This window comes from Priestia sp. YIM B13489, assembly GCF_042787645.1.
In the GTDB taxonomy this organism is placed as follows: domain Bacteria; phylum Bacillota; class Bacilli; order Bacillales; family Bacillaceae_H; genus Priestia; species Priestia megaterium.
This window is the reverse complement of sequence record NZ_JBHZOQ010000053.1, coordinates 4,288,427-4,312,455: the sequence shown is the minus strand read 5'-3', so window position 1 is coordinate 4,312,455 and position 24,029 is coordinate 4,288,427. Positions and strand designations below refer to the sequence as shown.

General features: G+C 38.0%; 25 protein-coding genes. 22 read left to right on the top strand and 3 right to left on the bottom strand.

The genetic code is table 11. The features are described 5' to 3' along the window. Window positions 1-87: 87 nt before the first annotated feature. From ACFX4W_RS28070 to ACFX4W_RS28015, 12 genes are all read left to right on the top strand, one after another. A complete protein-coding gene (locus tag ACFX4W_RS28070; RefSeq protein WP_043980004.1) occupies window positions 88-1,287 on the top strand; it encodes an amidase in 1,200 nt (399 codons plus the stop codon). Next, window positions 1,284-2,168, top strand: a complete 885-nt coding sequence (locus tag ACFX4W_RS28065) for a fumarylacetoacetate hydrolase family protein (protein WP_237074581.1) — start codon at window positions 1,284-1,286, stop codon at window positions 2,166-2,168. The genes ACFX4W_RS28070 and ACFX4W_RS28065 overlap by 4 nt, the downstream gene beginning before the upstream one ends. A gap of 197 nt (window positions 2,169-2,365) precedes the next feature. After that, complete coding sequence (gene galE, locus ACFX4W_RS28060; RefSeq protein WP_043980000.1) at window positions 2,366-3,346, top strand: UDP-glucose 4-epimerase GalE; 981 nt, start codon at window positions 2,366-2,368, stop codon at window positions 3,344-3,346. Window positions 3,347-3,576: 230 nt separating this feature from the next. Beyond that, window positions 3,577-3,759: a DUF3973 domain-containing protein gene (locus ACFX4W_RS28055; RefSeq protein ID WP_013055747.1), complete on the top strand. Its 183-nt coding sequence runs from the start codon at window positions 3,577-3,579 to the stop codon at window positions 3,757-3,759. A 205-nt stretch (window positions 3,760-3,964) separates the two neighbouring features. Next, window positions 3,965-4,354, top strand: a complete 390-nt coding sequence (locus ACFX4W_RS28050) for a PepSY domain-containing protein (protein ID WP_043979997.1) — start codon at window positions 3,965-3,967, stop codon at window positions 4,352-4,354. Between the two features lie 243 nt (window positions 4,355-4,597). Continuing rightward, on the top strand, window positions 4,598-5,278 hold the full coding sequence (locus ACFX4W_RS28045; protein WP_043979994.1) for a hypothetical protein: 681 nt from the start codon (window positions 4,598-4,600) through the stop codon (window positions 5,276-5,278). Then, a complete protein-coding gene (locus ACFX4W_RS28040; protein ID WP_157842259.1) occupies window positions 5,271-5,429 on the top strand; it encodes a hypothetical protein in 159 nt (52 codons plus the stop codon). The genes ACFX4W_RS28045 and ACFX4W_RS28040 overlap by 8 nt, the downstream gene beginning before the upstream one ends. After that, window positions 5,426-6,883: a DUF6792 domain-containing protein gene (locus ACFX4W_RS28035; protein ID WP_043979992.1), complete on the top strand. Its 1,458-nt coding sequence runs from the start codon at window positions 5,426-5,428 to the stop codon at window positions 6,881-6,883. The genes ACFX4W_RS28040 and ACFX4W_RS28035 overlap by 4 nt, the downstream gene beginning before the upstream one ends. Continuing rightward, entirely contained in the window at window positions 6,884-7,258 is a 375-nt protein-coding gene (locus ACFX4W_RS28030; RefSeq protein ID WP_043979990.1) for a hypothetical protein, read from the top strand. It begins immediately after the preceding gene. 106 nt (window positions 7,259-7,364) lie between these two features. Then, window positions 7,365-7,967, top strand: coding sequence for a hypothetical protein (locus ACFX4W_RS28025; RefSeq protein ID WP_043980618.1), 603 nt, complete (start codon window positions 7,365-7,367; stop codon window positions 7,965-7,967). Between the two features lie 653 nt (window positions 7,968-8,620). After that, window positions 8,621-9,394, top strand: coding sequence for an EAL domain-containing protein (locus tag ACFX4W_RS28020; RefSeq protein WP_043979988.1), 774 nt, complete (start codon window positions 8,621-8,623; stop codon window positions 9,392-9,394). Window positions 9,395-9,618: 224 nt separating this feature from the next. Beyond that, complete coding sequence (locus ACFX4W_RS28015) at window positions 9,619-11,592, top strand: PAS domain S-box protein (protein ID WP_280559144.1); 1,974 nt, start codon at window positions 9,619-9,621, stop codon at window positions 11,590-11,592. Between the two features lie 23 nt (window positions 11,593-11,615). Here the strand turns inward: ACFX4W_RS28015 and ACFX4W_RS28010 are convergent, their stop codons facing one another. Further along, window positions 11,616-11,930, bottom strand: a complete 315-nt coding sequence (locus tag ACFX4W_RS28010) for a winged helix-turn-helix transcriptional regulator (RefSeq protein ID WP_057239017.1) — start codon at window positions 11,928-11,930, stop codon at window positions 11,616-11,618. A 289-nt stretch (window positions 11,931-12,219) separates the two neighbouring features. On the opposite strand from ACFX4W_RS28010, the gene ACFX4W_RS28005 reads away from it, so the two are divergent. Both ACFX4W_RS28005 and gdh read left to right on the top strand, forming a co-directional pair. After that, complete coding sequence (locus tag ACFX4W_RS28005; RefSeq protein WP_014461263.1) at window positions 12,220-13,071, top strand: GRP family sugar transporter; 852 nt, start codon at window positions 12,220-12,222, stop codon at window positions 13,069-13,071. A gap of 62 nt (window positions 13,072-13,133) precedes the next feature. Then, window positions 13,134-13,919, top strand: a complete 786-nt coding sequence (gdh, locus tag ACFX4W_RS28000; RefSeq protein WP_025749618.1) for a glucose 1-dehydrogenase — start codon at window positions 13,134-13,136, stop codon at window positions 13,917-13,919. Between the two features lie 206 nt (window positions 13,920-14,125). Here the strand turns inward: gdh and ACFX4W_RS27995 are convergent, their stop codons facing one another. Continuing rightward, window positions 14,126-15,088, bottom strand: a complete 963-nt coding sequence (locus ACFX4W_RS27995; RefSeq protein ID WP_013082056.1) for a bile acid:sodium symporter family protein — start codon at window positions 15,086-15,088, stop codon at window positions 14,126-14,128. A 201-nt stretch (window positions 15,089-15,289) separates the two neighbouring features. Between ACFX4W_RS27995 and ACFX4W_RS27990 the strand changes: the two genes are divergently transcribed. Together ACFX4W_RS27990 and ACFX4W_RS27985 are read left to right on the top strand one after the other, a co-directional pair. Continuing rightward, complete coding sequence (locus ACFX4W_RS27990; protein WP_013055761.1) at window positions 15,290-15,490, top strand: DUF3311 domain-containing protein; 201 nt, start codon at window positions 15,290-15,292, stop codon at window positions 15,488-15,490. Continuing rightward, a complete protein-coding gene (locus ACFX4W_RS27985) occupies window positions 15,487-16,950 on the top strand; it encodes a sodium:solute symporter family protein (protein ID WP_162213724.1) in 1,464 nt (487 codons plus the stop codon). Before ACFX4W_RS27990 ends, ACFX4W_RS27985 begins: the two co-directional genes overlap by 4 nt. Before the next feature lie 295 nt (window positions 16,951-17,245). On the opposite strand, the gene ACFX4W_RS27980 is transcribed toward ACFX4W_RS27985, so the two are convergent. Next, a complete protein-coding gene (locus ACFX4W_RS27980) occupies window positions 17,246-17,401 on the bottom strand; it encodes a hypothetical protein (RefSeq protein WP_013055763.1) in 156 nt (51 codons plus the stop codon). A gap of 311 nt (window positions 17,402-17,712) precedes the next feature. On the opposite strand from ACFX4W_RS27980, the gene ACFX4W_RS27975 reads away from it, so the two are divergent. The 6 genes from ACFX4W_RS27975 to ACFX4W_RS27950 all read left to right on the top strand — a co-directional run bounded on the left by ACFX4W_RS27975 (window position 17,713) and on the right by ACFX4W_RS27950 (window position 23,987). Next, entirely contained in the window at window positions 17,713-19,020 is a 1,308-nt protein-coding gene (locus ACFX4W_RS27975; RefSeq protein ID WP_237074585.1) for a sensor histidine kinase, read from the top strand. A 1-nt stretch (window position 19,021) separates the two neighbouring features. Continuing rightward, entirely contained in the window at window positions 19,022-19,945 is a 924-nt protein-coding gene (locus tag ACFX4W_RS27970) for a response regulator (RefSeq protein WP_043979980.1), read from the top strand. Between the two features lie 216 nt (window positions 19,946-20,161). Continuing rightward, window positions 20,162-21,433 (top strand): cation:dicarboxylate symporter family transporter, encoded by a 1,272-nt coding sequence (locus ACFX4W_RS27965; RefSeq protein WP_074894094.1) that lies wholly within the window; start codon window positions 20,162-20,164, stop codon window positions 21,431-21,433. Between the two features lie 328 nt (window positions 21,434-21,761). Further along, entirely contained in the window at window positions 21,762-21,941 is a 180-nt protein-coding gene (locus tag ACFX4W_RS27960) for a YfhD family protein (protein ID WP_013055768.1), read from the top strand. A 508-nt stretch (window positions 21,942-22,449) separates the two neighbouring features. Next, window positions 22,450-22,914 carry a C40 family peptidase gene (locus ACFX4W_RS27955; RefSeq protein ID WP_016766438.1) on the top strand — a complete coding sequence of 155 codons (465 nt, stop codon included), beginning with the start codon at window positions 22,450-22,452 and terminating at the stop codon, window positions 22,912-22,914. Window positions 22,915-23,111: 197 nt separating this feature from the next. After that, entirely contained in the window at window positions 23,112-23,987 is an 876-nt protein-coding gene (locus ACFX4W_RS27950; protein WP_280559147.1) for an N-acetylmuramoyl-L-alanine amidase family protein, read from the top strand. Window positions 23,988-24,029: the final 42 nt, after the last annotated feature.

Here is a 24,029-nt window from a genome sequence, read left to right as displayed (position 1 = left end):
TAATGTTAACAGACCTGACACATTCATTGACCGGCTTATTCCAAATTTTATATTCTAAACAGATATAAGAAACGAGGAGATGGTTGAATGAAAGATACGTGGAACGCATTTGTAGACAGTGATCTTTACGTACCTCCAACGGGAACGGGAATGTTAAATAACTTGAGTTTTGCGTTAAAAGACGTATTTGATGTACAAGGACATATATCAAGTGCGGGAAATCCAGATTGGCTCGCCACGCATCAGCCTGCAAGTGAACATGCAGACGTAGTAGCTGCTCTTTTAAAAGAAGGAGCTGCGCTAAAGGGAGTTACGCATACTGACGAGCTTATGTACGGATTAAATGGAGAAAACGCGCATTACGGAACACCGGTAAACCCAAAAAGCGCAGATCGAATTCCGGGAGGTTCTTCAAGCGGATCAGCGGTTGCTGTCGCAGCGGGAATAACTGATTTTGCGATTGGAACAGATACGGGAGGATCGGTTCGAATTCCTTCAAGCTACTGCGGTATTTTCGGGTATCGTCCTTCTCACGGACGCATTTCTACAAACGGTCTGATTCCACTGGCTCCTAGCTTTGATACAGTTGGTGTAATGGCTAGAGACGGCCACACTCTGCAAAAAGTAGGAGCGGTTTTATTGAATTCAGCGTCGCGTGCTAATGGATTTACACGGCTGTATGTACCAACAGATGTAATGGAACTCGTGGATGAACAAAGCATGCGAGCTCTTGCGCCGTCTATCAACCACGTAATGGAGTCTTTCTCTACTATAGAAGAGATAGCGATTGCCCCTCAGGGTTTTTCTACATATATGGAAACCTTCCGTTTGCTGCAAGGAAAAGAAATCTGGCAAACGCACGGAGAGTGGATTCAAAAAGAAAATCCAACCTTTGGAGAAGACATCGGAAGCCGCTTTCAATGGGCCAGCACTCTTACATTATTAAATATGAATTATATAGAAGAAAAGCGTCGTGAACTTCGCTATTTTATGTACTCACAGCTTGGAGAAGAAGGAATATTAGTACTTCCTACAGCTCCAGGACCCGCGCCTGTAAAAGATGCAAAAGGACCGGAATTAGAAAACAGAAGATTGCGAACACTTCAAATGACGTGTATTGCCGGCCTGAGCGGTCTTCCCCAAGTTACGATACCTGCAGGAGAACTAGACGGTTTGCCAGTCGGTTTATCTTTTATTGCAGGATACAGCCAAGATGAAAAATTATTAAATTGGGTAAAAGAAAACAGCGGTCGTATCATTCAAGCATCGGTAAGGAGCGTATCATGAAGTTAGTAAATATAATAGAGCAAGGGAAAGAACAAGCAGCTATTTTAGATAATGACAGCATTATGCTTATAGAAGACATCAATACTAAATATTTAACAAACTGGTCTACAACAATTTGGGATCTTATTCAATATAAAGAACTTCGCCACCTTGAAACATGGTACGCCCATAATAAATTTGGTATGAACAGCTCTTTTCCCGTACTGCACTTGCAGGGCAGAAAAACAGCTCCTATCATTAGTAATCCGTCGAAATTATTAGGCATTGGATTTAATTATGCGGCTTCTGAAGAAAAACTAAAAGACTACGACCGTGCCATTGATCCAGTTAGTTTTTTAAAACCCGCAACCGCCATTATTGGACCAGATGACAGCATTCGTATTCCAAAGCAGTCCTACAAAACAACGGCTGAAGCGGAACTAGCGGTGGTAATCGGCGAAACGTGTAAGGATATAGAGCCAGATGAAGCCATAAACGTAATTGCTGGTTATACGTCAGCAATTGACGTAACCGCAGCTGATATTCATGCGGCGAATCATCGTTACTTAATGCGAGCGAAAAGCTTTGATACATTTTGCAGTATAGGCTCAGAATTTATCACAAAAGAAAGTATATCAAACGTAAAATCACTTCAAGTGCGCACATTGCTAAATGGAGACATGCAGCATGAAAATACAGTGTCTAATATGATTTACGACATCGCATACTGTGTTTCATTTTTCTCAAAAGTCATGACGCTGCATCCAGGTGACATCATCCTCACCGGAACGCCGGGACCGGCTGTTATTGAAGACGGGGACTGTATTGAATGTCATATTGAAGGGATGCTTCCATTAAAAAATAAAGTAAAAGATATGAAGAAAGTGCCTCAGCAAATCTAAGAAGAAAACCCGTTGCCTACACGCACGGGTTTTTGAGCAGAAACGAATATCTTCACACTCAGTTCACAATTAGTAGATATACTAATTAAAAGAGACAGCTGCGGTATCATATACTGAAAAATGAAATATTTACAAATGGAAAAGAAACGGGTACGATATCTGTAGCGACACTTAATAAAAAGGAGCTGACTGACAGTATGATTTTAGTCATCGGAGGAGCAGGCTATATCGGAAGCCACCTAGTAAAAGAATTAGTGAAAACAAATGAAGTTGTGGTACTTGATAATCTATCAACGGGTCATCGCTGGGCAATCGATGAGAAAGCGGTATTCGTAGAAGGAAATCTAGGTAATGAGAAAGATTTAGAAAGCGTATTCACAAATCATAAAATTGATGCTGTCATGCATTTTGCTGCTAATAGTTTAGTAGGGGAGTCAGTAACAGATCCTCTTAAATATTATCAAAACAACGTAGCTGCGACGTTAACCCTTTTACAAACGATGATGAAGCACAATGTGAAAAAGTTTATTTTTTCGTCTACTGCTGCTACATATGGGATCCCTTCTGTAGATATCATTACAGAAGATACGGCAACAAACCCAATTAATCCGTACGGACGTTCAAAGTTAATGATTGAACAGATTTTAGCTGACTTTGCAAGTGCTTACGATATGGAATATGTGGTGCTTCGTTACTTCAACGCAGCGGGTGCTTACGAAACAGCGGAAATTGGCGAGTGCCATGATCCTGAAACGCACTTAATTCCAATCATTCTTCAGCACCTGCTTGGTGAACGTGAAAACATCTCTGTATTCGGCTCAGACTACGATACTGAAGACGGAACGTGCATCCGTGACTACATTCATGTAACGGACCTAGCAAATGCTCACATTTCAGCGCTTCAAGCACTGTTAGACGGCACGAAGAAAACAGCAACGTACAATCTTGGAAACGGCCTTGGTTACTCTGTAAAAGAAGTGATCGAAACGTGTGAAAAAGTAACGGGTAAAAAAGCGAATGTTGTAATGGCAGACCGCCGCGCTGGAGATCCGGCACGCCTAGTTGCATCTTCTGATAAAATTCACGAAGAATTAGGCTGGGAAGCGCAAATTTCATTAGAAAAAATTATCGCATCAGCTTGGAACTGGCATCAAAACAGCGCAAAAGTAACAAATTAATAAAAAGTGCCTCTTTTCTTTTTGAAAGGGGCTTTTTTATTAGAATTAAACTGATTTATGTTCTAAATAATCATTTTTAAAATCCAGTGTTTTAGCCCACAGACAAGCCTTCTCCTTTTCGGACATTTTCCCTAAACAAGCACGACTTTTGTTCTTTTCCATATGATGTAGGTAAATATACCATTCAAAACTATCCCCGTTTATAAAATAGTCCGCAAGGAGGTTATGATATGTATTACTGTGTAAGATGCTCCAAATTTCATGACGAACAGGAAAAAGAAAACATCTTTCAAAATGGTTTTTACATTGATCCCTATTTGCTTCAAAAAGTTCATCTGGGCATGTGCGTACACAAATCCCCATCAATCAAACAAATGAGAGCCGTAGAACGATTCGAAACGAAAAAGATGTAGAATTCACATTCACCAATAAGAAGCTAGATCTAATCAGGTCTAGTTTTTTCAGTGAATAACAGCTTTCTTCAGCTATCTTTCATGTAATATTAAGATAAATTTAAGACAAGCCCGCTATACTAGTTAGTAGACGTATACATAGGATATGGTACGTTAAGAAATTGAAACAGCAGTCCGTTTTATAAACTAGAAAGGATGGCGTCAAATGATTTCTGAAAAACGATCTCTTTTGTTGAAAGAACAAGCAAAGCTTCTCGCATTAAAAGAATATAAAGGCATTATCAAATCCATATCGCTGAGTAAAATACTCACTCTTCCTATTTATATAGTAGACATCCTTACGTTAAACGGAGAAGAGCATAAAGTAAAAATTAACGCCCAAACCGGCAGTATTTTGAAAGAAAAAACGATTCCTTTAACTAAAAGCCGTGCAAAAGCATACGCGTTAAGACAGCATAAAGGCATTATTGAATCGGTTGTTCTTGCTAACAAGCAGTACGAAATTGTGATTCTTGGACTTGATGGAAAAACCCACAGCGTAAAGATTGATGCTGAAATTGATGTGCTGGCACAAGAAGAGCGAAGCGTTCAGTAAATGGTCTATATTATGTAATCAACCTCACTTTTTTGAAAGTGGGGTTTTCTTTATTGAGAGAAATCATTAATAAAGTAAGAAACGATTATTTATTTAAAAGAAAGGGTAAGTGATAGTAAAAAATAACCACTTCCTAATTATGGTTCTTTGATTCGTTCTGCTTATGATTCTCCCATTATAAGTATGATAGTATCGAACATGTATAAAACATAGGTTATAACATAACTAAAAGGGTGTGCGACAATGAAAAAACGTACGAAGACCATTATTGCAGTCATTGCAGGAGCTGCTATTTTAATAGGAGGAATATGGATGATAAACGAAAGCCGATACCCAAACGTCCCTGCTTTTGATGATCACTTTACGCGTGAATTCTTAAACAAAGATAAAAAAGTGGATGACGGGTTTTATGAATTTAAGTCGAAGACCGGGCAGTATACGATGTGGTTTCCGGAGGAGTATCAATTAATACATGAGGATGCATCAGATTATGTTAAAGACGATACATATTATGAATTTTGGAAAGCCTCGAATAATAACAATGAAGGACATAAAGGATATATTAACATTGAGTTGTCTGAGAAAAATCCCGATAAAGAAAAGGTCTATGTAGAAAGCTTATTTAAGAAACGTTTTCATAGTACTAGCCCTCAAAAATTACAGACAGATACAACAAGAATTTATTATGACAGAGCGTACATATATTTTAAAGGAACAGATAAAAGGGTAATTACGGACTTTAATAGACATATTCCAACTACGTATGCTGGTTATATTGCAGACAAGAACTCCGAGCGTGTAATTGAATTTTATTTTGATAGTACAGATGATCATCTTTCTAAAAAGTCAGCAGAAGAACGAGATGAATGGATTATAAATATATTAAAGAGCATTACTTTTAATAAGGATGAACACAATGGCTAATCATTCTGTTTTAAATAATAGTTTAAGAAATAAGTTAACACAACTTGAATATAAGGATTTATCAGGAAAAGAGAAAGAAATAAAAAAAATCTATGAAGAAACAATGGGGAAGAACCGCCGAATTTTGAGATTTATAGCAGTACGGACATGAAAATTGGAAAAAAGTCTGGTTTCGATGGAGCTGCTATTCATTTTTATGATAAAAAGCACCATATTAATGAAATATATTATATCTTTAGAGGAACAGAACCATCCAAAGATTTTGGTGATGTGGTTTATGATGCATTAGGTATTGGAGCAGGAAAAAGTAACAAGCAAATTAACGATGCTTTAGAGATGTACAATGAAGTAGAAAAAAAGGTGGAAGGTTCAGATATTGAAATTAAAAGGTATGGAGATGGTCATTCTCTAGGTGGTCACCTTATAGTTACATTAGGTCTGTTAACTAAAAACTTTGTGAACATAAGAGGGTTGAATGATGCTCCTGTAAATGTTAAACAGCTCAAAGACCTTGATAAAGACTTCTTAGAATATATAAATCGAAAAAGAGGAGCAAGCAGACGTTTATCTTCAAATGACCTCATATCTCTAGCTAATACTTATTATGAAAAAGAAGCAAAAAGAATTAGCCATACCTGGGTAAAAGGCGAGCCCATGCATGCTCAATCCTTTCCAAACAGCTGGTATGCAGGTAACAAAGTGACGATGCTTGGAGATTTAGATACAGAAGAAATGATTAACATTGGAAAATATCCTTTTCAAAAAGAAGCAAAATGGAATCCAGTGTATATGATAGACCAATTTCGCTATAATCTTGGAGTGAAAACGATACTAGGTGGCTTAGGCTTTGTTAATGATCATGTAAAACAGGAAACGTTACTCGACCTTCCTAATAAGAGTGAGCAATACCTTGAGCATATAAAAAAGTATCCTTTTCTCCATTTAGGTGAGATAAAAGCTGGAGTTGCTCTAGGCGCAGCAGGTGGAGTTAATTTACTAACTAGTCCCGGGGGGTTCTCACAGGTTTATAAAGGAATATCTCAAAGGGACCAAGCAAAACTGCACGGAATTAATTACTTCGTCAAATACACAGAAGCTAATACTATGAAGACATATTATCAGGTTTTTGATTCAGGATCTCAGGAAGAAATCTTGCTAGATTATGAACAAATGAAGAAGTTTGTTTATTACTGTGCTAATGCCATTAAAGACAAAGAAGCAAACTTAAATGCACTAAAGCAGTATTTACATAGTGAAATTAACGAAGTCTTCGAAGCTAAGAAGAAAAAGTTAAAAATGAAAATATCCAGAGAAGAAGCTTCTCCCCAGTCATTTATGGAAAAGGCAGATAAAGACGGAGCTACTCTCGCTTGGTTTGGACAAAAGCGTGTGGCTGAAAAAGTGACGTTTGACAAAACGTTTGATCCGCTAGACGATAGTGTATTTACCCCTGTTGAAGAGATTATTTCTTCTATTCAAGAGGAAGTTACATACTATCAAAAGTTTCTTGAAGCGTTCTTCCAAAATTTCGAGAAGATGATGGAAGCAGACGAATCGGTAGCTTCAGATATTAAAAGTATGAAAAAAGTAGTAGGGGGGATTTAATTGTTTGATTTTGATTTTACACACACAGGAACAACGAGCGGTAAATACACGTTTAAATTTGATGGTGATGACTTCAAAGACGAGCAGGCAAAAAGGATTAAAGAGTTAATTAAAGAGTTAATTAAAAAGGATCAAGAAGTGAATGAAAAGCTTTGGCATGCTAAAAGCTATTTAGAAAACCAAACGGGTGAGTTTGCGGATGCTGTTAAAAGTAAATTAGAAGCAGCTGAGCGGGGATATACGCTAAGGGCTCAGCAGTATGATACTGGAGCATTTCAGCATATTATGAGTTTTATGCATTCTGTTAAAGATATGCATAAGAGAGAGTACGAAATTCGATATAAAGAATCAATGGATGAAAGTGAATTAACATAAGGGATACTTCTATTCCTCAGACAGTGGTCTGAGGGATTTTTATATGTTGAACAATTTACATTAAGTCCCGTTTATTTCAAAAGAATAATAAAGGGAGTGTATGACAATAAAAAAACGTACGAAGACCCTTCCCGCAATCATTACAGGAGTTGCTATTTTAATAGGTGGAATATGGATGATAAACGAAAGCCGCTATCCAAATGTCCCAGCTTTTGATGATCACTTTACACGTAAGTTCTTGAACAAAGATAAAAAAGTAGGCGACGGATTTTATGAATTTAAATCAAAGACGGGGCAGTATACGATGTGGTTTCCGGAAGGATATAGACTACTGAGTGAAAATGGAGATTACGCTAGAGATAATAAAGACTTTGAACAATGGGGAGCTATTCCCTCAAGTGAAAACAAAGTGTATTTATTTAAGAGAAGGTTTGGATTAAGTATTCCTAATAAGATTGAAAACTCACAGACGAGGGTTTACTACCAATCAGCTTATATTTATTTCAAAGGAACAGAAAAGCGTGTAATAGTAGATAAAAAGAAACATATTCCTAATGCATACTTGGCATATGTAGCAGATAAGAGTTCTAATAAAGTATTACAGATTTCTTTCGATAGTAGTGATAAATATAAAAGCGGTGATGAAGATAAAAAGAAAGAATGGTTTTTAAAAATTCTAGAAAATATTCATTTTAAAGATGAAAAATAGTAGAGAATTTATAGAGAAGAAGAGGTAACAAATTAGATGAAGAAAGTTATAGGATTTGCTTTAGCTGTAGGTACAATATTTCTTTGTAATGCTTTGTATGGGCTGGTATCTTTGGTTTTCCAACTAGCATCTATTTATCAATATTAGCAATTTGTCTATGATTACAAACTAACGATAAGAGATTATTGCGCTAAGTATCTGGTAAACGTAGATTTTATGTATATAGGTGCTTCTAGCGGTTGATTGGAGGGCAAGGCGAAGACTCCTGCGGGAAAAGCGGAAGTGGTGAGACCCCGCAGGAGCGTAAGCGACGAGGAGGCTCAGCGCCCGCCCGCGGAAAGCGAAGCCATGCACGGAAATCAACCGCGGTGTAACAAGTAGTCCAGCTCCTTTATCCAATTTGTTTGTTTTAGATGAGAGTGAGTCCGCTCTTTTTTGAAACATCCTTTACAGCCTGTCTATCAAAAGCATAAAAGCCTCTAAAACACTTCTTTGTTGCTATCATAAGCCCCCAGCAAGTCTCAAAACACCTAAATCGCCTAATGGAATCTCTTACTTTTAATGGACAATTATCTGTTTTTAGGATATATTTTTATAAGTTTAGGTTATGGAAGAAATAGTATATTGAAAACGAAAGGTGATTAAACGAAAGAATGGATGCTCATGTGTTAAAGGAACTGACGTATGAAGACTTTCAGTTTGTATATCAGCCTATTTATGCGTTGAATTCGTGGGAGACGCTTGGTTTTGAGGCTTTGCTGCGCACGGCTTTCGCAAAAGGGCAGATTGAAGAGCTGTTTTCACTGGCAAGACGCCATAATTATTTGTACAAGCTTGATACGATGGCAATTGAAGGAGCGATCAAGCACTTTCCGTTTGATGTGTTCAAATCAGAGGATGTATTTATCAATGTGTTTCCATCTACTCTTCTCCATCCCCATTTTCAACTGTTTTTAACGTATCTGTTGAACACCTATAAAAACGCCAAGCATCGCATTGTATGGGAGTTAAATGAAACGCTTCATGAAAAGATTTTATGGGAATCGCCTGCTCTTTTTGCCCGAGTAATGAGTTTGAAAGAGGCCGGTTTCAAAATTGCGATTGATGATTTTGGAGCAGGGGCTGCAGCGATGAGACAAGTGAGCATGTACGAACCTCACTATATGAAGCTGGATCGAAGCTATGCTGAAGGGCTAGCTGACTGCAAGCAAAAGAAAGATCTGATTGATTTGCTTGTTAACTATTATCCGCATACGAATCTCATTTTAGAAGGCGTTGAACGAGATAAAGATTTAGCCGCAGCGATTTCGTTAAACCTACATGCTGCTCAGGGCTATTTACTGGGCACGCCGCAGTCGATCTCTTCCTACTTAACTTATAATAAGTACCGCAGTTTATTCAGACGAGAAAGGCTGCTGAACTCTTAAACCATACACTTCACTAAATAGATAATTTATCGTAATATGAGAACGGGTAATTAGACTTATATGCAACGCAGATGTCTTGAATTTTTATAAAATTATGTGATTTTGTGCGATTGTTAAAATATTTTAAGGGATAAAGAAGATGTGTTGGCTTGGTAGAATGAGTAAATTGCATATCAAAACAAGACGTTTAGTGAAATTCCAAAGGCAGATGGAGGATATTTAGTATGTATAGTGAAGGGGTATTCCAATTTTATTTTATGAATATGCCGCAGCCTGTTATTTTAATTCAGCAAGAAAAACATCAGCTATATTATAAAGAATGTAACAAAGCAGCTCAGCAATTCTTTGACAAAATGGAAGACAAGATAATCAATAAAGAAGAAAATCTGCTTTTTTACACACTTTGTGAAAAAGCTATTGCCACGAAAGAACCGATTCAATATCAATACATACAGCTTTTTCAGCCCGACCGGCATGCATATGAAGTAACATTTACCCCTCTTTTTAATCAAGCGACAACCCCTTCACATGTCCTTGTCATGGCTCAAGAAATTCATTATAAAAAAACGCAGGAAGAGAGCACGCGCTTACTCGATGCGTTTTTAGAAAATACGGTAGACGCCATTTTAATTGCTGATTGTGATGAGAAGGTCTTAACAGTCAATGGTGCATTTGAAAAGCTATTTCAGTGGAGAAAAGAAGAAGTTATAGGAAAAAGCCGTCAAGAGATGAACATCGTGTCAAAGAAAGAGGAAAAAGAAAACCTTAAATTAATAGCAGAATTAAAAAATGGCAAGACGCTGCCTCCTTATGAAACAGTCAGGTACACAAAAAGCGGCGAAAGCGTGTGTGTCTCTGTCAGCTGTTCACCGATTTATGACTATCAAAATCAACTGGTCGCCTATTCGGTGATTTACCGGGATATCACAGCTATTAAAAGATTAGAATTGGAGCTCATAAAAAGCAAACAGTGGTACAAATCGCTATTTACAAACCACCACCACGCGGTTTGTATGCTAAATTTGGACGGCACGATTTTAAATATCAACAGCGCATTCTTAGAAACGCTGCAGCTTTCTGCAAGCGATGTGCTGCATCAAAATTACCGAGATATTGCTAAAAGAATGGGAGCCTGTAATTACAAGTCTTGGAATGTATATGAAGAAATTAGCTATAGTACAGAACTAACATTCCGCAGAAGCCAACATTCTATACAACACGTGTATATTACCACCATTCCTGTTAAAGTAAATAATCAAACGGTTGGGGCTTATGCAATCTTACACGATATTACGCCTCAAAAAGAAGCAGAAGAACAGCTGGCTTATACGCTGAAAGAACTTGAAAATATAAAATATGCGCTTGATGAATCAGCTAGCGTTATGATTATAAATGCAGGTGGAATTATTACCTATGTAAATGATATGTATGTACAGTATTCAGGTTATGAAAAAGAAGATTTATTAGGGAAGTATTATCGAGATGCAGAGCTTCATCATGACCACCATGAGCTGCTTGAAACAATAAAAAGCGGAAAAGTATGGCGAGGGCAGCTTGAAATGGAGACGAAGCATCATCAGTCATACTGGGTATCGAAAACAATTGTGCCGTTAAAAGATATAGACGGAAATATTACTCATTATGTATCCATTCACAATGATATTACTGAACAAAAAGCGCTAGAAAATAAACTTCATTTTGAAGCCACTCACGATAGTTTAACAGGTCTTCCCAACCGGGCGATGTTATTAAAAGAGTTAAACAAAGTAATTGAAAATGGGCAGCGGAAAAGCGATGAGTTTTTTGCGCTTTTGTTTCTCGACTGTGATAATTTTAAGCAGATTAACGATGAATATGGCCATCATATAGGCGACGAATTTCTAAAAGCATACACGAAGAGATTAAAAAGCTGTGTACGGAAAGGCGATCGCATCTATCGGTTGGGCGGAGACGAGTTTATCATTATTTTAAACGTAACAAATGGACGGGAAATTGAACAAATTGCTGGGCGGATTCATGTATCTCTTCAGCAAAGCTGGAACGTACGGGGCTATTGTTTGCGCACAACAACTACCATCGGCGTCTCTATTTATCCAGAGGACGGGGAGTCAGCCGCTTTATTATTAAAAAATGCAGATGATGCGCTATACAAAGGAAAAAGAGAAGGGAAAAATAATTATATCCTCTATCAAACGTAAAAAAAGCCTCACTGGAGGCTTTTTTATTTTATCCATGTTTTTGCCCACTTACTGACGGGCCCTAAGATCATACCAAGCTCTGATCCTTTTTTAGTTAAGATATATTCAATGCGAACAGGACGTTCAGGAATAACGTGCCGGATCACAATTCCTTCTTCTTCCAGCTCTTTCATTCGTTCGGTTAACATTCGTTTACTTAAAGAAGGAATGCTGCTGTGAATTTCACTAAAGCGTTTAGGTCCGCTCATAAGGACATAAATAATTAATCCATTCCATCTTTTTCCTATTATATCGAATGTTTTCCACACTTTTGGACATAAATCATCAAAATCATTCATTGATGTCACCTGCTTTATTGTATATAGGATATTAAAAGTAACCACTGTAATGTTATTATATACTAACATTTGGATAATGAAAAGGCTATCTTTTTTTATTTTCAAAACTTTCAGTAGCTTGGAAACGCTGTATTGTAAAGTATTCAAAAAAAGTCACAAAATCGACATATTATTGTTGACGTATCAAGAAAAAAGGTCTAAGATTGGTTACATAAAGTTACCTAGTTAAATAAAAGGTACTTTAAATTTACAATTACATCAAGAGTTTGAGAAAGAAGGTTAGTATCAAATGGATATCCTTTTGGCTATTCTTCCTGCGATTTTCTGGGGAAGTATTGTCCTGTTCAACGTTAAATTGGGCGGAGGTCCTTACAGTCAAACGCTTGGGACTACAATTGGTGCGCTGATCTTTTCAGCCGTTATTTACTTCGTAGTTCATCCCGTATTGACGCCGCTTATTTTTATTGTCGGAATCGTTTCAGGATTATTTTGGGCAGTTGGGCAAAGTAATCAGTTGAAAACGATTGATTATATTGGTGTTTCAAAAACCATGCCAATTTCAACTGGTATGCAGCTTGTGACGACATCATTGTTTGGTGTTATCGTATTTCACGAGTGGTCAACAACAACAACCGTTATTTTAGGCGTGTTAGCTCTTATTTTCATTGTTATTGGTATCGTGCTAACATCACTAGAAAGCGAAAAAAACCCAGAGCAATCTGGACAATTCAAAAAAGGGATTATTACCCTTATTATTTCAACAATTGGATACTTAGTGTATGTAGTTGTCGCTCGTTTATTTAATGTAGACGGATGGTCGGCGCTATTCCCACAAGCTATTGGTATGTTAATTGGTGGACTTATACTTACTTATAAACACAAACCGTTTAATAAATACGCAATTCGCAACATTATTCCAGGGCTGATTTGGGCAGCTGGTAACATGTTCTTATTTATTTCTCAACCTAAAGTAGGGGTTGCAACAAGCTTCTCATTATCACAAATGGGAATTGTTATTTCAACGCTTGGCGGTATCTTCTTACTTGGAGAAAAGAAAACAAAGCGTCAGCTTATTTCAATTACGATTGGTATTGTGCTCATCATTTTAGGTGGCGTATTCCTCGGAATGGCTAAAAGTTAACGTTTACGTAAAAGTTAATGATAGTATGTATGAATAAATGAAAACACTAGGAGGATTTTATTATGTATACAGATTTAAAAGATAAAGTAGTTGTAATTACAGGTGGATCAACAGGTTTAGGACGCGCAATGGCTGTTCGTTTCGGTCAAGAAGAAGCAAAAGTTGTTATTAACTATTACAACAATGAAGAAGAAGCTTTAGACGCGAAAAAAGAAGTAGAAGAAGCAGGCGGACAAGCAATCATCGTTCAAGGCGACGTAACAAAAGAAGAAGACGTTGTAAATCTTGTTCAAACAGCTATTAAAGAATTCGGTACATTAGACGTTATGATTAACAACGCTGGTGTTGAAAACCCAGTTCCTTCTCATGAGCTATCTCTAGATAACTGGAACAAAGTTATTGATACAAACTTAACAGGTGCATTCTTAGGAAGCCGTGAAGCAATTAAATATTTCGTTGAAAACGATATTAAAGGAAATGTTATCAACATGTCTAGCGTTCACGAAATGATTCCTTGGCCATTATTTGTTCACTATGCAGCAAGTAAAGGCGGTATGAAACTAATGACGGAAACATTGGCTCTTGAATATGCGCCAAAAGGTATCCGCGTAAATAACATTGGACCAGGTGCGATGAACACACCAATTAACGCAGAGAAATTTGCAGATCCAGAACAACGTGCAGACGTAGAAAGCATGATTCCAATGGGTTACATCGGTAAACCAGAAGAAGTAGCAGCAGTTGCAGCATTCTTAGCATCATCACAAGCAAGCTATGTAACAGGTATTACATTATTTGCTGATGGTGGTATGACGAAATACCCTTCTTTCCAAGCAGGAAGAGGCTAATAGTTTTTAATCAATGTAGAAAAAAGAGACATGGCAAAAGCGCCATGTCTCTTTTTTCTATACCTAAGCGAATGACACCCCCCTTGCGGAGTTGGTGGCATTCCGCTAGGTAGAACCTTTTAAGAACTTTTTAAACTCTTCTTAATACAAAAGATTTTTGGGAACATTCAAGGGAGTTTTTTTGGCTCCCTTATAAGTGTATGGTATTAGCCAGCCATTTTTTTATCAGACGAAGGCTGGTTTTTGTCTTTTAGTTTGCTGAAGATAAAGGCTAGCACTGAGCCTGAGATGTTGTGCCAGACGCTGAAGATGGCGCTTGGGACAGCGGCTAGCGGCGAAAAGTGAGTGGAAGCAATGGTGACGCCGAGCCCTGAGTTTTGCATACCAACTTCCATTGCCACTGCTTTTTGTTTGGCTAGATCCATTCCGCATAAGCGGGCAAAGAAGAAGCCGATTGTGAAACCAAGAATGTTGTGAAGAACAACTACGGCAAAAATGATACCGCCTGTTTTAGCAAGCTGGGCTTGGCTTCCTGCCACAACGGCAGATACAATCAAGACAATCGCGACTACTGAAACAAGGGGAAGAGCTTTGGAACTTGCTTCTGCAGCTTTTCCAAAAAACTTTTTGATTGTAAATCCAAGAGCAAGCGGAATGATGACAACTTGTATAATGGAAATGATAAGAGACATGATATCAATATCGACCCACTTGCTTGCAAATAATAAAATGAGAAGCGGTGTAACAATCGGTGCTAAAATGGTTGAAACAGAAGCGATAGCAACTGCGAGCGCAACGTTTCCTCGAGCCAAAAAGACCATTACGTTTGATGATGTGCCGCTTGGACAGCAGCCTACTAAAATAACGCCCACTGCTATTTCTTTTGGTAAATCTAAACCAATCGCCAAACCGAATGCGAGAAGCGGCATAATGATAAAATGTCCCACCACGCCTAGTGCTACTTCTTTCGGTCTTCGAAACACTTCACTGAAATCAGACGCTGACAGCGTTAATCCCATTCCAAACATGACAATTCCTAAGAGCGGAACGATGTACTTTCCAATCCATACAAAATGCTCTGGGAATGAGTAGGCAATAACGGAAATTAGAATAACCCAAAGCGTAAATGTTTTTCCTGCAAATGTACTGATTTTCTCTATTGTTTTCATCTGTACGATACCTCCTGCGAACTATAAGAAGAAATTATACTATTTATTCAGAAAAATGAAAACAGTATTTTTGTAAAATAGTACAGAATATTTTATCTTTTAGAGATTATTTCAGTTTAAATGCAAGCATTCCTTCATTGAATACACGGAATATGTGGTAATATAAAGAAGTTAGTTTTAGAAAGTCGGAGGAGTTTAGTCATGAAATTTATCTATATTTTGTCTGTCCTTCCGTTCGTAGGCATATTAGGTTTTCTCCCTTTTGTTAATCGAGTGACTCCGTTTGTTCTCGGTATGCCGTTCAATATGTTTTGGATGGTGATATGGGTGGTGCTTACGTCCATTATTTTAGGGGTTATGTACAAGCTTGATCCCAGAAATCGGGAAGGGGAAGAAGAATGAATAGTGCACTTATTATTATTTTACTATTTTTAGTGGCAGCTATTTTTCTTGGCATACGATCAACCAAAGGCAAGGATATGAACTTGGAGCAGTGGACGGTAGGCGGACGCGGTTTCGGGGCTGTTTTAGTGTTTGTGCTGATGGCCGGAGAAATCTACACAACGTTTTCGTTTCTAGGCGGAAGCGGATGGGCTTATGGAAAAGGAGCTCCTGCACTTTATGTGTTAATTTATATTAGCTTATCATATGTCTTATCATACTGGCTTCTTCCTGTTATTTGGAAGTATGCAAGAGATCATAAGCTCGTCTCGCAGCCTGATTTTTTTGTAAGCAAATATAAAAGCCCTTACCTTGGTGTGCTTGTAGCTGCTGTAGGAGTGATTGCTGTCATTCCTGTTATTGTTGTGCAGTTAAAAGGATTGGGGATTATTGTATCACAAGCATCATACGGTGCCATTTCAATGCCGGCAGCCATTTGGATGGGAGCTATCAGTTTAACGCTGTATGTTATGATATCCGGTATCCACGGTTCTGCATGGACGGCCGTTATTAAAGACATTATGATGCTTGCTGTGATTGGATTTTTAGGCATTTATTTACCTTTTCATTATTACGGAGGATACGGTCCGATGTTTGAAGCGGTGAATACAGCGAAGCCAGGGTTTTTAAAGTTTCCTGAGCAAGGATTAAGCGTCTCGTGGTTTATTTCGACCGTTATTTTACTAGTACTTGGTTTTTATATGTGGCCGCAGGTTTTTAGTTCAAGCTATACAGCGAAAAATGCAAAGGTATTTCGTAAAAATGCAATCATTAGTCCTCTTTATACGCTGATGCTGCTCTTTGTATTTTTTGTTGGATTTGCAGCTATTTTAAAAGTTCCTGGTTTAAGCGGAGGAGACGTGGATCTTGCGCTATTACGGATCTCAATTCAAACCTTTGATCCTTGGTTTATTGGAATTATAGGAGGAGCGGGTTTGCTGACAGCGCTTGTGCCGGGATCGATGCTGTTAATGAGTGCGTCAACGCTGCTGGCGAAAAACATATACAAACCGTTTGCGCCTCAGGCAAGCGAAGCGCGTATTGCTCGTTTAGCGAAAAGCTTTGTACCGGTTGTGGCTCTCATTTCCGTTTACTTTACCCTAAACGGAGGAACGACGCTGTCAACAATTATTTTAATGGGCTATAGTCTAATGACACAGCTGTTTCCATCTCTGCTTTTCAGCTTGAAGAAAAATAACTTTGTAACGAAACAAGGAGCAGCGTGGGGGATTGTTGCTGGAATTATTGTAGTAGCCTATATTACAATCAGCGGATCTACTATTGGTACGTTATTTCCATCACTGCCTCAGCAAATGAAGGATATCAATGTCGGATTTATTGCGCTGCTTGTCAACTTTATCGTAATGTGGGCAGTCAGTATGCTCACAAAGCACAACGAGGCTGGGACAAAAGTATGTTAGACGAAGTGAAAAACGAACCATTGATCAACACGTTTGATTAGTGGTTCGTTTTTTTTGTTAGGGTCAACGTTAGCCCCTTCTAGCAGTTGATTGGAGGGCAAGACGAAGACTCCCGCGGAAAGCGAAGTCTTGCGCGGAAATCAACTGCGGTGTCACAAGCGGTTCAGCTCATGTCATTATGTCTCAGCCTCGTTTTTTCTAATCAAACAGTAAAGAGCCAAAGGAATAGGACCATCCTTTGGCTCTTTACGTGGCTTTTAACCGGTAATTTGTAAAATTTCCTACATCAACTGATTTACGCTAAAGCGGGAACTCGGTCGTTATAGTAAATAACTTCCGATAGGATCTTACACCCTTTAATCTCCTGAAACGTCTTTTTCGCCTCTACCTCTGATTCAAATTCAAACATAGTCGGACTTTGGTTTTTCGAGTAAACGGTAATGATCCACATTGTAAAATAAGCTCCCCCTATAAAATAATAGTTTTCCTTTTTAGTGTAGCTATCAGGTGATGTAATAATAATTGAATAGTTGTGATACAGCCTCACATTTTAAAAGGTACTTCTACTATACAACAAAAATTACAAAATAAAACAAGAAAATCTAAAAAACTACAGAGAATAATGAAAGAGAATAAATAACTGTTTATATATGGGCTATATTTATAAATGGAAGTAGGAATGTAAAAAAATATAGAGAAGAGCGATTGTCTTTTAGATTGCTAAACTATATACTTATGTTCAAAAAGTGCAGGAAGTGAACGATGAAAGTTGATACGGTAGTAAAAAAAGATGTTTTACTCATTCTGGTGATGATAGTCGTTGTGCCGCTAGCGGGAGAGCTTAAATATTATCCTTTTCATGATACGTATAGAGTTAGCTTTGCTGTGCCCATTTTTTTCTTTTCACTGCTGCTTTTAAGAAAGGTATCTCCTGTAATACCAGGTATTTTAGTTGCGAGTGCTATAGTGGGCTTTCGGATGTACCTTGACTGGTATAGCTACGAATCATTTGATTTTCTGCATTCTTTGCAGATCAGGTGTTCAGCGGGGATTTATTATCTCGTTTATGCCATTTCTTTTTCGTGGTTTAAAATTAACGATTTTCATTCAAAGCCTTGGATTATTGGCATATGGAGCATCATCATCGAAACGGTTTCAGGCGGGATGGAATTGCTTTGTATGTATGTAATGGTTCATCATCATATTGTGTTTCCAGAGTTCATGCAGATTTTTATTGTAGGTGTCTTTCGAAGTTTCTTTGTTTTATGCCTATTTAGCATGATCAAACTTTACGAAGGGCAGCTGAGAGAACGACAAATCTCTCAAAAAAATGATCAGCTGCTTGTTGTGCTTTCAAATTTATATGAGGAATCCATTCATTTGAAAAAAACGCTGCAGGACGCTGAGAGAATTACGAAAAAGTCGTATGATTTGTATGAAGAATTACACGAAGCGGATATCCACCAGCTTACTTCACTGCACGATTTTAGCCAAAAAGCATTACAAATTGCAGGGGAAGTACATGATATTAAAAAAGACAACCAGCGGATATCAGCAGGACTGTCCAAAGTTATTACAAAAGAAGAATTTTCTGAGTATATGGAAATTGAAAGTCTGCTTCAAATCGTGATGCGCAGCAACGAAAAATATGCGGCGATGTTAGCAAAAGATATTCATTTTTCATATTCGATTTTAGGAGAGCATCCTCGCTATCACGTGTACTTGTTTTTATCATTAATCAATAACCTAGTAACGAATGCGGTCGAAGCGATTGAAAAAGAAGGCGCGATTATTATCGATGTATGTCGAGAAGAAGATCGCATTTTATTGTATGTAAGAGACAGCGGTCCCGGAGTGAAAAAAAGGCATGAACGTCTCATTTTTAAAGCGGGATTTACATCCAAATATGCAAAGGACGGAACGCCTTCTACGGGTCTTGGGCTTGTCTACGTTAAGCAAATGACCGAGCAGCTGGGAGGGAATATTCAATTTGTTAATCTGTCTCCAAGCCCCGGTGTTCAATTTGCTATAGATTTACCTATTTCTACGTTAATGGGGGATAAGGACTAATATGCGATTTTATATCATAGATGATGACGAAGTCTTTCGTTCAATGTTAGCAGAAATTATTGAAGATAACGATCTAGGGGAGGTTATAGGAGAAGGAGAAGACGGGATCGTGTTAAACGATCAAGTTTCTTTATTGCAGCAGATCGATATTTTATTTATTGATTTATTAATGCCGGTTCAAGATGGAATCGAAACCGTGCGCAAAATAAAGGATAGTTTTAAAGGGAAAATTATTATGATGTCACAGGTAGAAACGAAAGATTTGATTGGAAAAGCCTACTCGCTTGGCATTGAATACTATATAACGAAGCCGCTTAATCGTATGGAAGTACTCATGGTCATTCAAAAAGTAATTGAACGAATTCATGTTCAACAATCAATGGAGAAAATTCAAGAATCGTTAAATACCGTACTTAATGTAGGAAATCAGCAAAAAACGCCTTCTTTTGGTAAAAAAGAAAGCGATCCGGCAGAAGCGTGCAGGTTTCTTTTAAGAGAACTTGGGATTTTAGGAGAAAGCGGAAGTAAAGATTTGATTGAAATCATCAATTACTTGCATCAAACGGAAAAAAGCACGATGTATGAACAGCATTTTCCTTCTCTCAAAGAAATTTTTGAGAAAATTACCGTGAGAAAGCTTGGTTCATCTTTTTCAGAAGACGTGCTGCAAAAAGAAATGAAAGCAGCCGAGCAGCGAGTAAGAAGAGCTATTTATCAGTCTTTAAATCATTTGACCTCTCTTGGTATGGTTGACTTCTTTAATCCTAAATTTGAAAATTATGCTTCTAAGTTTTTCGATTTTTCAATGGTGCATCAGCGCATGAGAGATATAGAAAAAGGCACGGGAAAAAGCAGCACTCCGAGTCGTATAAACGTAAAAAAATTTATTCAAATGCTCTATTATGAAGTCAAACAAACGCTGTAGTAAAAAAACTACAGCGTTTTCATTTTGTAATTTTCTAAAAACTTTTTGTTAGTTTCAGTAGGTTTTTGTTAGATTTTGTGATGCCTATGATAATGTAATCTTATGAATAAAAGAACTACTTAATAAACAGTTCTTAATTGAATTGTATCTGTTGAATACATTAAGTGCAAATAAACAGCTTTGAGCTGTTAGAAAAAAGAAGGAAGGTGCAAAGATATGTTCAAAAAGCTTGGATTAGCAGGACAAATTCTAATTGGTTTGATTGCAGGTATTATTGTAGGGGCTATTTTTTACGGAAATCCTAAAGCAGTTGAAGTGCTGCAGCCAATTGGAGACGTATTCATTCATTTAATTAAAATGATCGTGGTGCCGATTGTTATATCTAGTATCATTGTGGGCGTTGCGGGTGTTGGTGATATTAAGAAGCTTGGTAAATTAGGCGGAAAAACAATTCTTTACTTTGAAATCATTACAACGGTTGCGATTGTTGTAGGCTTATTAGCAGCTAACTTGCTTCACCCTGGTACTGGTGTGGACCGCAGCGGTCTTGAAAAATCAGATATCAGCAGCTACACATCAACGGCAGAAGCTACAGAGCAAAAAGGATTTGTAGAAACATTTGTTCACATCGTTCCAACGAATGTATTTGAGTCAATTGCTGCAGGCGACATGCTGCCAATTATTTTCTTCTCGGTCCTATTTGGACTTGGAATTGCATCAATCGGTGAAAAAGGCAAGCCGGTTTTAAGATTCTTTGAAGGCACGGCAGAAGCGATGTTTTGGGTAACGAATTTGGTTATGAAGTTTGCACCGTTTGGCGTATTTGCATTAATCGGTGTAACCGTATCAAAATTTGGACTAGCGTCTCTGATTCCGCTTAGTAAGCTTGTAATTGTTGCTTACGGCACAATGATTTTCTTTGTGTTAGTTGTGCTAGGACTTGTAGCTAAATGGGCTGGCGTTAACATCTTCCACTTATTAAAAGTGCTAAAAGATGAATTGCTGTTAGCATTTTCAACTGCAAGTTCAGAAACAGTATTGCCGCGTATTATTGCGAAAATGGAAAAGTTCGGATGTCCTAAAGCAATTACATCTTTTGTTATTCCGACGGGATATTCGTTTAACTTAGACGGATCTACTCTTTATCAAGCGCTTGCTGCGATTTTTATCGCGCAAATGTACGGTATTGATATGAGCATCACACAGCAAATTTCACTGATATTAATTTTAATGGTTACATCTAAAGGAATTGCAGGAGTTCCGGGCGTATCGTTTGTTGTACTGCTTGCAACGCTTGGATCTGTAGGACTTCCGGTAGAAGGGCTTGCATTTATCGCTGGAATCGATCGTTTGTTAGATATGGGACGTACAGCGGTAAACGTAATTGGAAACTCACTTGGTGCGATTGTCATTTCGAAGTGGGAAGGACAATTTAACGACGAACACAAGAAAGCTTACATTAACGAAGTAACAAAAAAAGTATCGTAACAACAAACAGTCTGGGACAAAAGCATTGTAGTTGAAGAAAGATCCGAACGATTATTCGTTCGGATCTTTTTTATATTGATATAGATTTTATCTGTGCAGTTGCTTCTAGTTGTTGATTGGAGAACAAGGCGAAGGCTCCCCCAGAAAGCGAAATCTTGTATGGAAATTAACGGCCGTGCAACAAGTGATCCATACCAGCTCATTTATCCGGCTTTAGATGGGATTTATTTAGTTATGTCTCAATCTTTTTTCGGTTGAATTTGCTTTGGGAAATTGGGAATAGTAACTAAAGATGAAAAACAAATGATTGATACAAGGAGGTCTCAACATGGGAAGAGCAAATAATCACAAATCATCACATAACAACAAAGGGTCACTGCCTCAAACACCAAAAGAGTTAAAAATTGCTCCGGATCAAGCAAATGAAGAATTTTCACGTGAATTAGCGCAGCATCACGATGCTAAAGCGAAACAGGACTTAATTTTGAAACAGCAAAAAGAAAAGTAAAAGAAAAAGAGGCTGGACAAAAGTGTTTTAATTGAAGGGAAATCCGAACGATGAATGGAGATTCTTGATGGAGAATCCAACTCGTTCGGATTTTTTATTGGCAGAGTGAACGAAGGTTTCATTTCTATAGTTGCTTCTAGCTTGTGATTGGAGGGCAAGACGAAGACTCCTGCGGGAAAAGCGGAACAGGTGAGACCCCGCAGGAGCGTAAGTGACGAGGAGGCTCACCGGCCGCCCGCGGAAAGCGAAGTCTTGCACGGAAATCAACTGCCGCGTAACAAGCGATTCATACTAGCTCGTTTATTCGTCTGTAGATTCGATTGACTTAGGTATGTTTCAATCTCTTTTATACATATCTAAAGATAAAAATACCTTAGTAACCATTTTGTAACATTATTTAATCATAGCGTAATAGTTTTTGAGGCTTTTTTCATTATAATTAAACCGAACATATTGAAAAATAAGTTCTATAGAAACGTAACGTTCGGTTACATAATGGAGGAGAAAAATGAAAAAAGCCATCATTGGGTCTATAACGGCAGCGGCAGTCTTATTTAGCGGAGCCAGTCCGTTTATTGCACCTGCTCAAACAGTAGAAGCAGCGTCATATTCATACAAGGACACGGCTATTGCTACTGGTAAAAAATTAATGGGTGTTCCTTATAAATGGGGAGGCACAACAACAAAAGGTTTTGACTGCTCGGGATTTATTCAATACATTTTCAAAAAGGCTGGAAAAACACTTCCGCGCACAACGGAACAAATGTATCGAGTAGGGACAAGCGTTTCAAAAGCAAAGCTTCAAAAAGGAGATTTAGTTTTCTTTCAAACGTATAAAAAAGGTCCTTCACATGTAGGCGTGTACTTAGGAAATAATCAGTTTCTTCAAGCTTCTACGTCTAAAGGCGTGACGATTACATCTCTTAGCAACAGCTACTGGAAAGCACGTTATATTGGTGCAAAACGGATTTAACCATCCGTCATTTTTTTGGAAAACAACACTACATTATGTAGTGTTGTTTTTTGTTTGCATATACATAACATATTGCCAATATTATTTTTAACGTTTTATACAAAAAAAATCCATATTCTATGAGATAATAACGTTAACACATTCTGTACTTTAACATAAGGAATATCCCACTCTATTCGAAAGTTTGGTGAGCGAAGATGAAGCGCTTAGTATGGAGTTATGGAATAGGTATTGTTGCAATAGTAGCAGTACTCTCATTTTTCTTTATGATGAAAGGTCAAACAGAGAAAGCCGTCGTTAGCGGAAATGTACCAAATGCTCATGCGCAGGGAGAAAGAGTGAAGCAGCCCATCTCACAGTTCCAAGCAGTACAGCCTCATGAAGCAGGTAATGAAGTGAAAAATGTAAAAAACAACATGCCTGAAAAAGCGGATCCTCCTTCTTTTTTAGTCTACATTGACCCTGGTCATCAATCTCAGGCTAACCTGGAGAAAGAGCCAATCGGACCGGGATCAGCAGAAACAAAAATAAAAGTTTCCGGAGGCACATCAGGCGTAGTGACCAAGAAGCCCGAATACAAGCTGACGTTGGAAGCTTCTATGATATTAAAACAGCTGCTCGAAGAAAAAGGAATAACCGTAAAGCTTACTCGGAGTTCTGATAATGTAGATATCAGCAACCGGGAACGAGCGGAGCTTGCGAATAATTCAAAAGCTGATCTGCACGTACGTATACATGCAGATGGTTCTGAAAATGCTTCTGTAAAAGGATTTTCTGTGCTTACTCCTGCAGAAGATAATTCCTATACAAAGTCTATTTATCAAAGCAGTCTGCAGGCATCTCAAGCTATTCTGACAGAGGTGAAAAAAGATCAGTTTGTCGAAGCAGACGGCATTCGCTATCGCAGTGATCTTTCAGGATTTAACTGGTCGACTGTACCTGTAACGCTAGTTGAACTGGGATATATGACGAATCCAGAAGAAGACCGGAACCTGTCTGATCAGGCTTACCTTACAAAGCTGATGAATCATATTGCAGATGGTGTAGCGGCATATGAAGAAATGAAAAAATAAAAGGTGAAAAGACCTATAAAAGCGTGTGACTAAATCAATTGA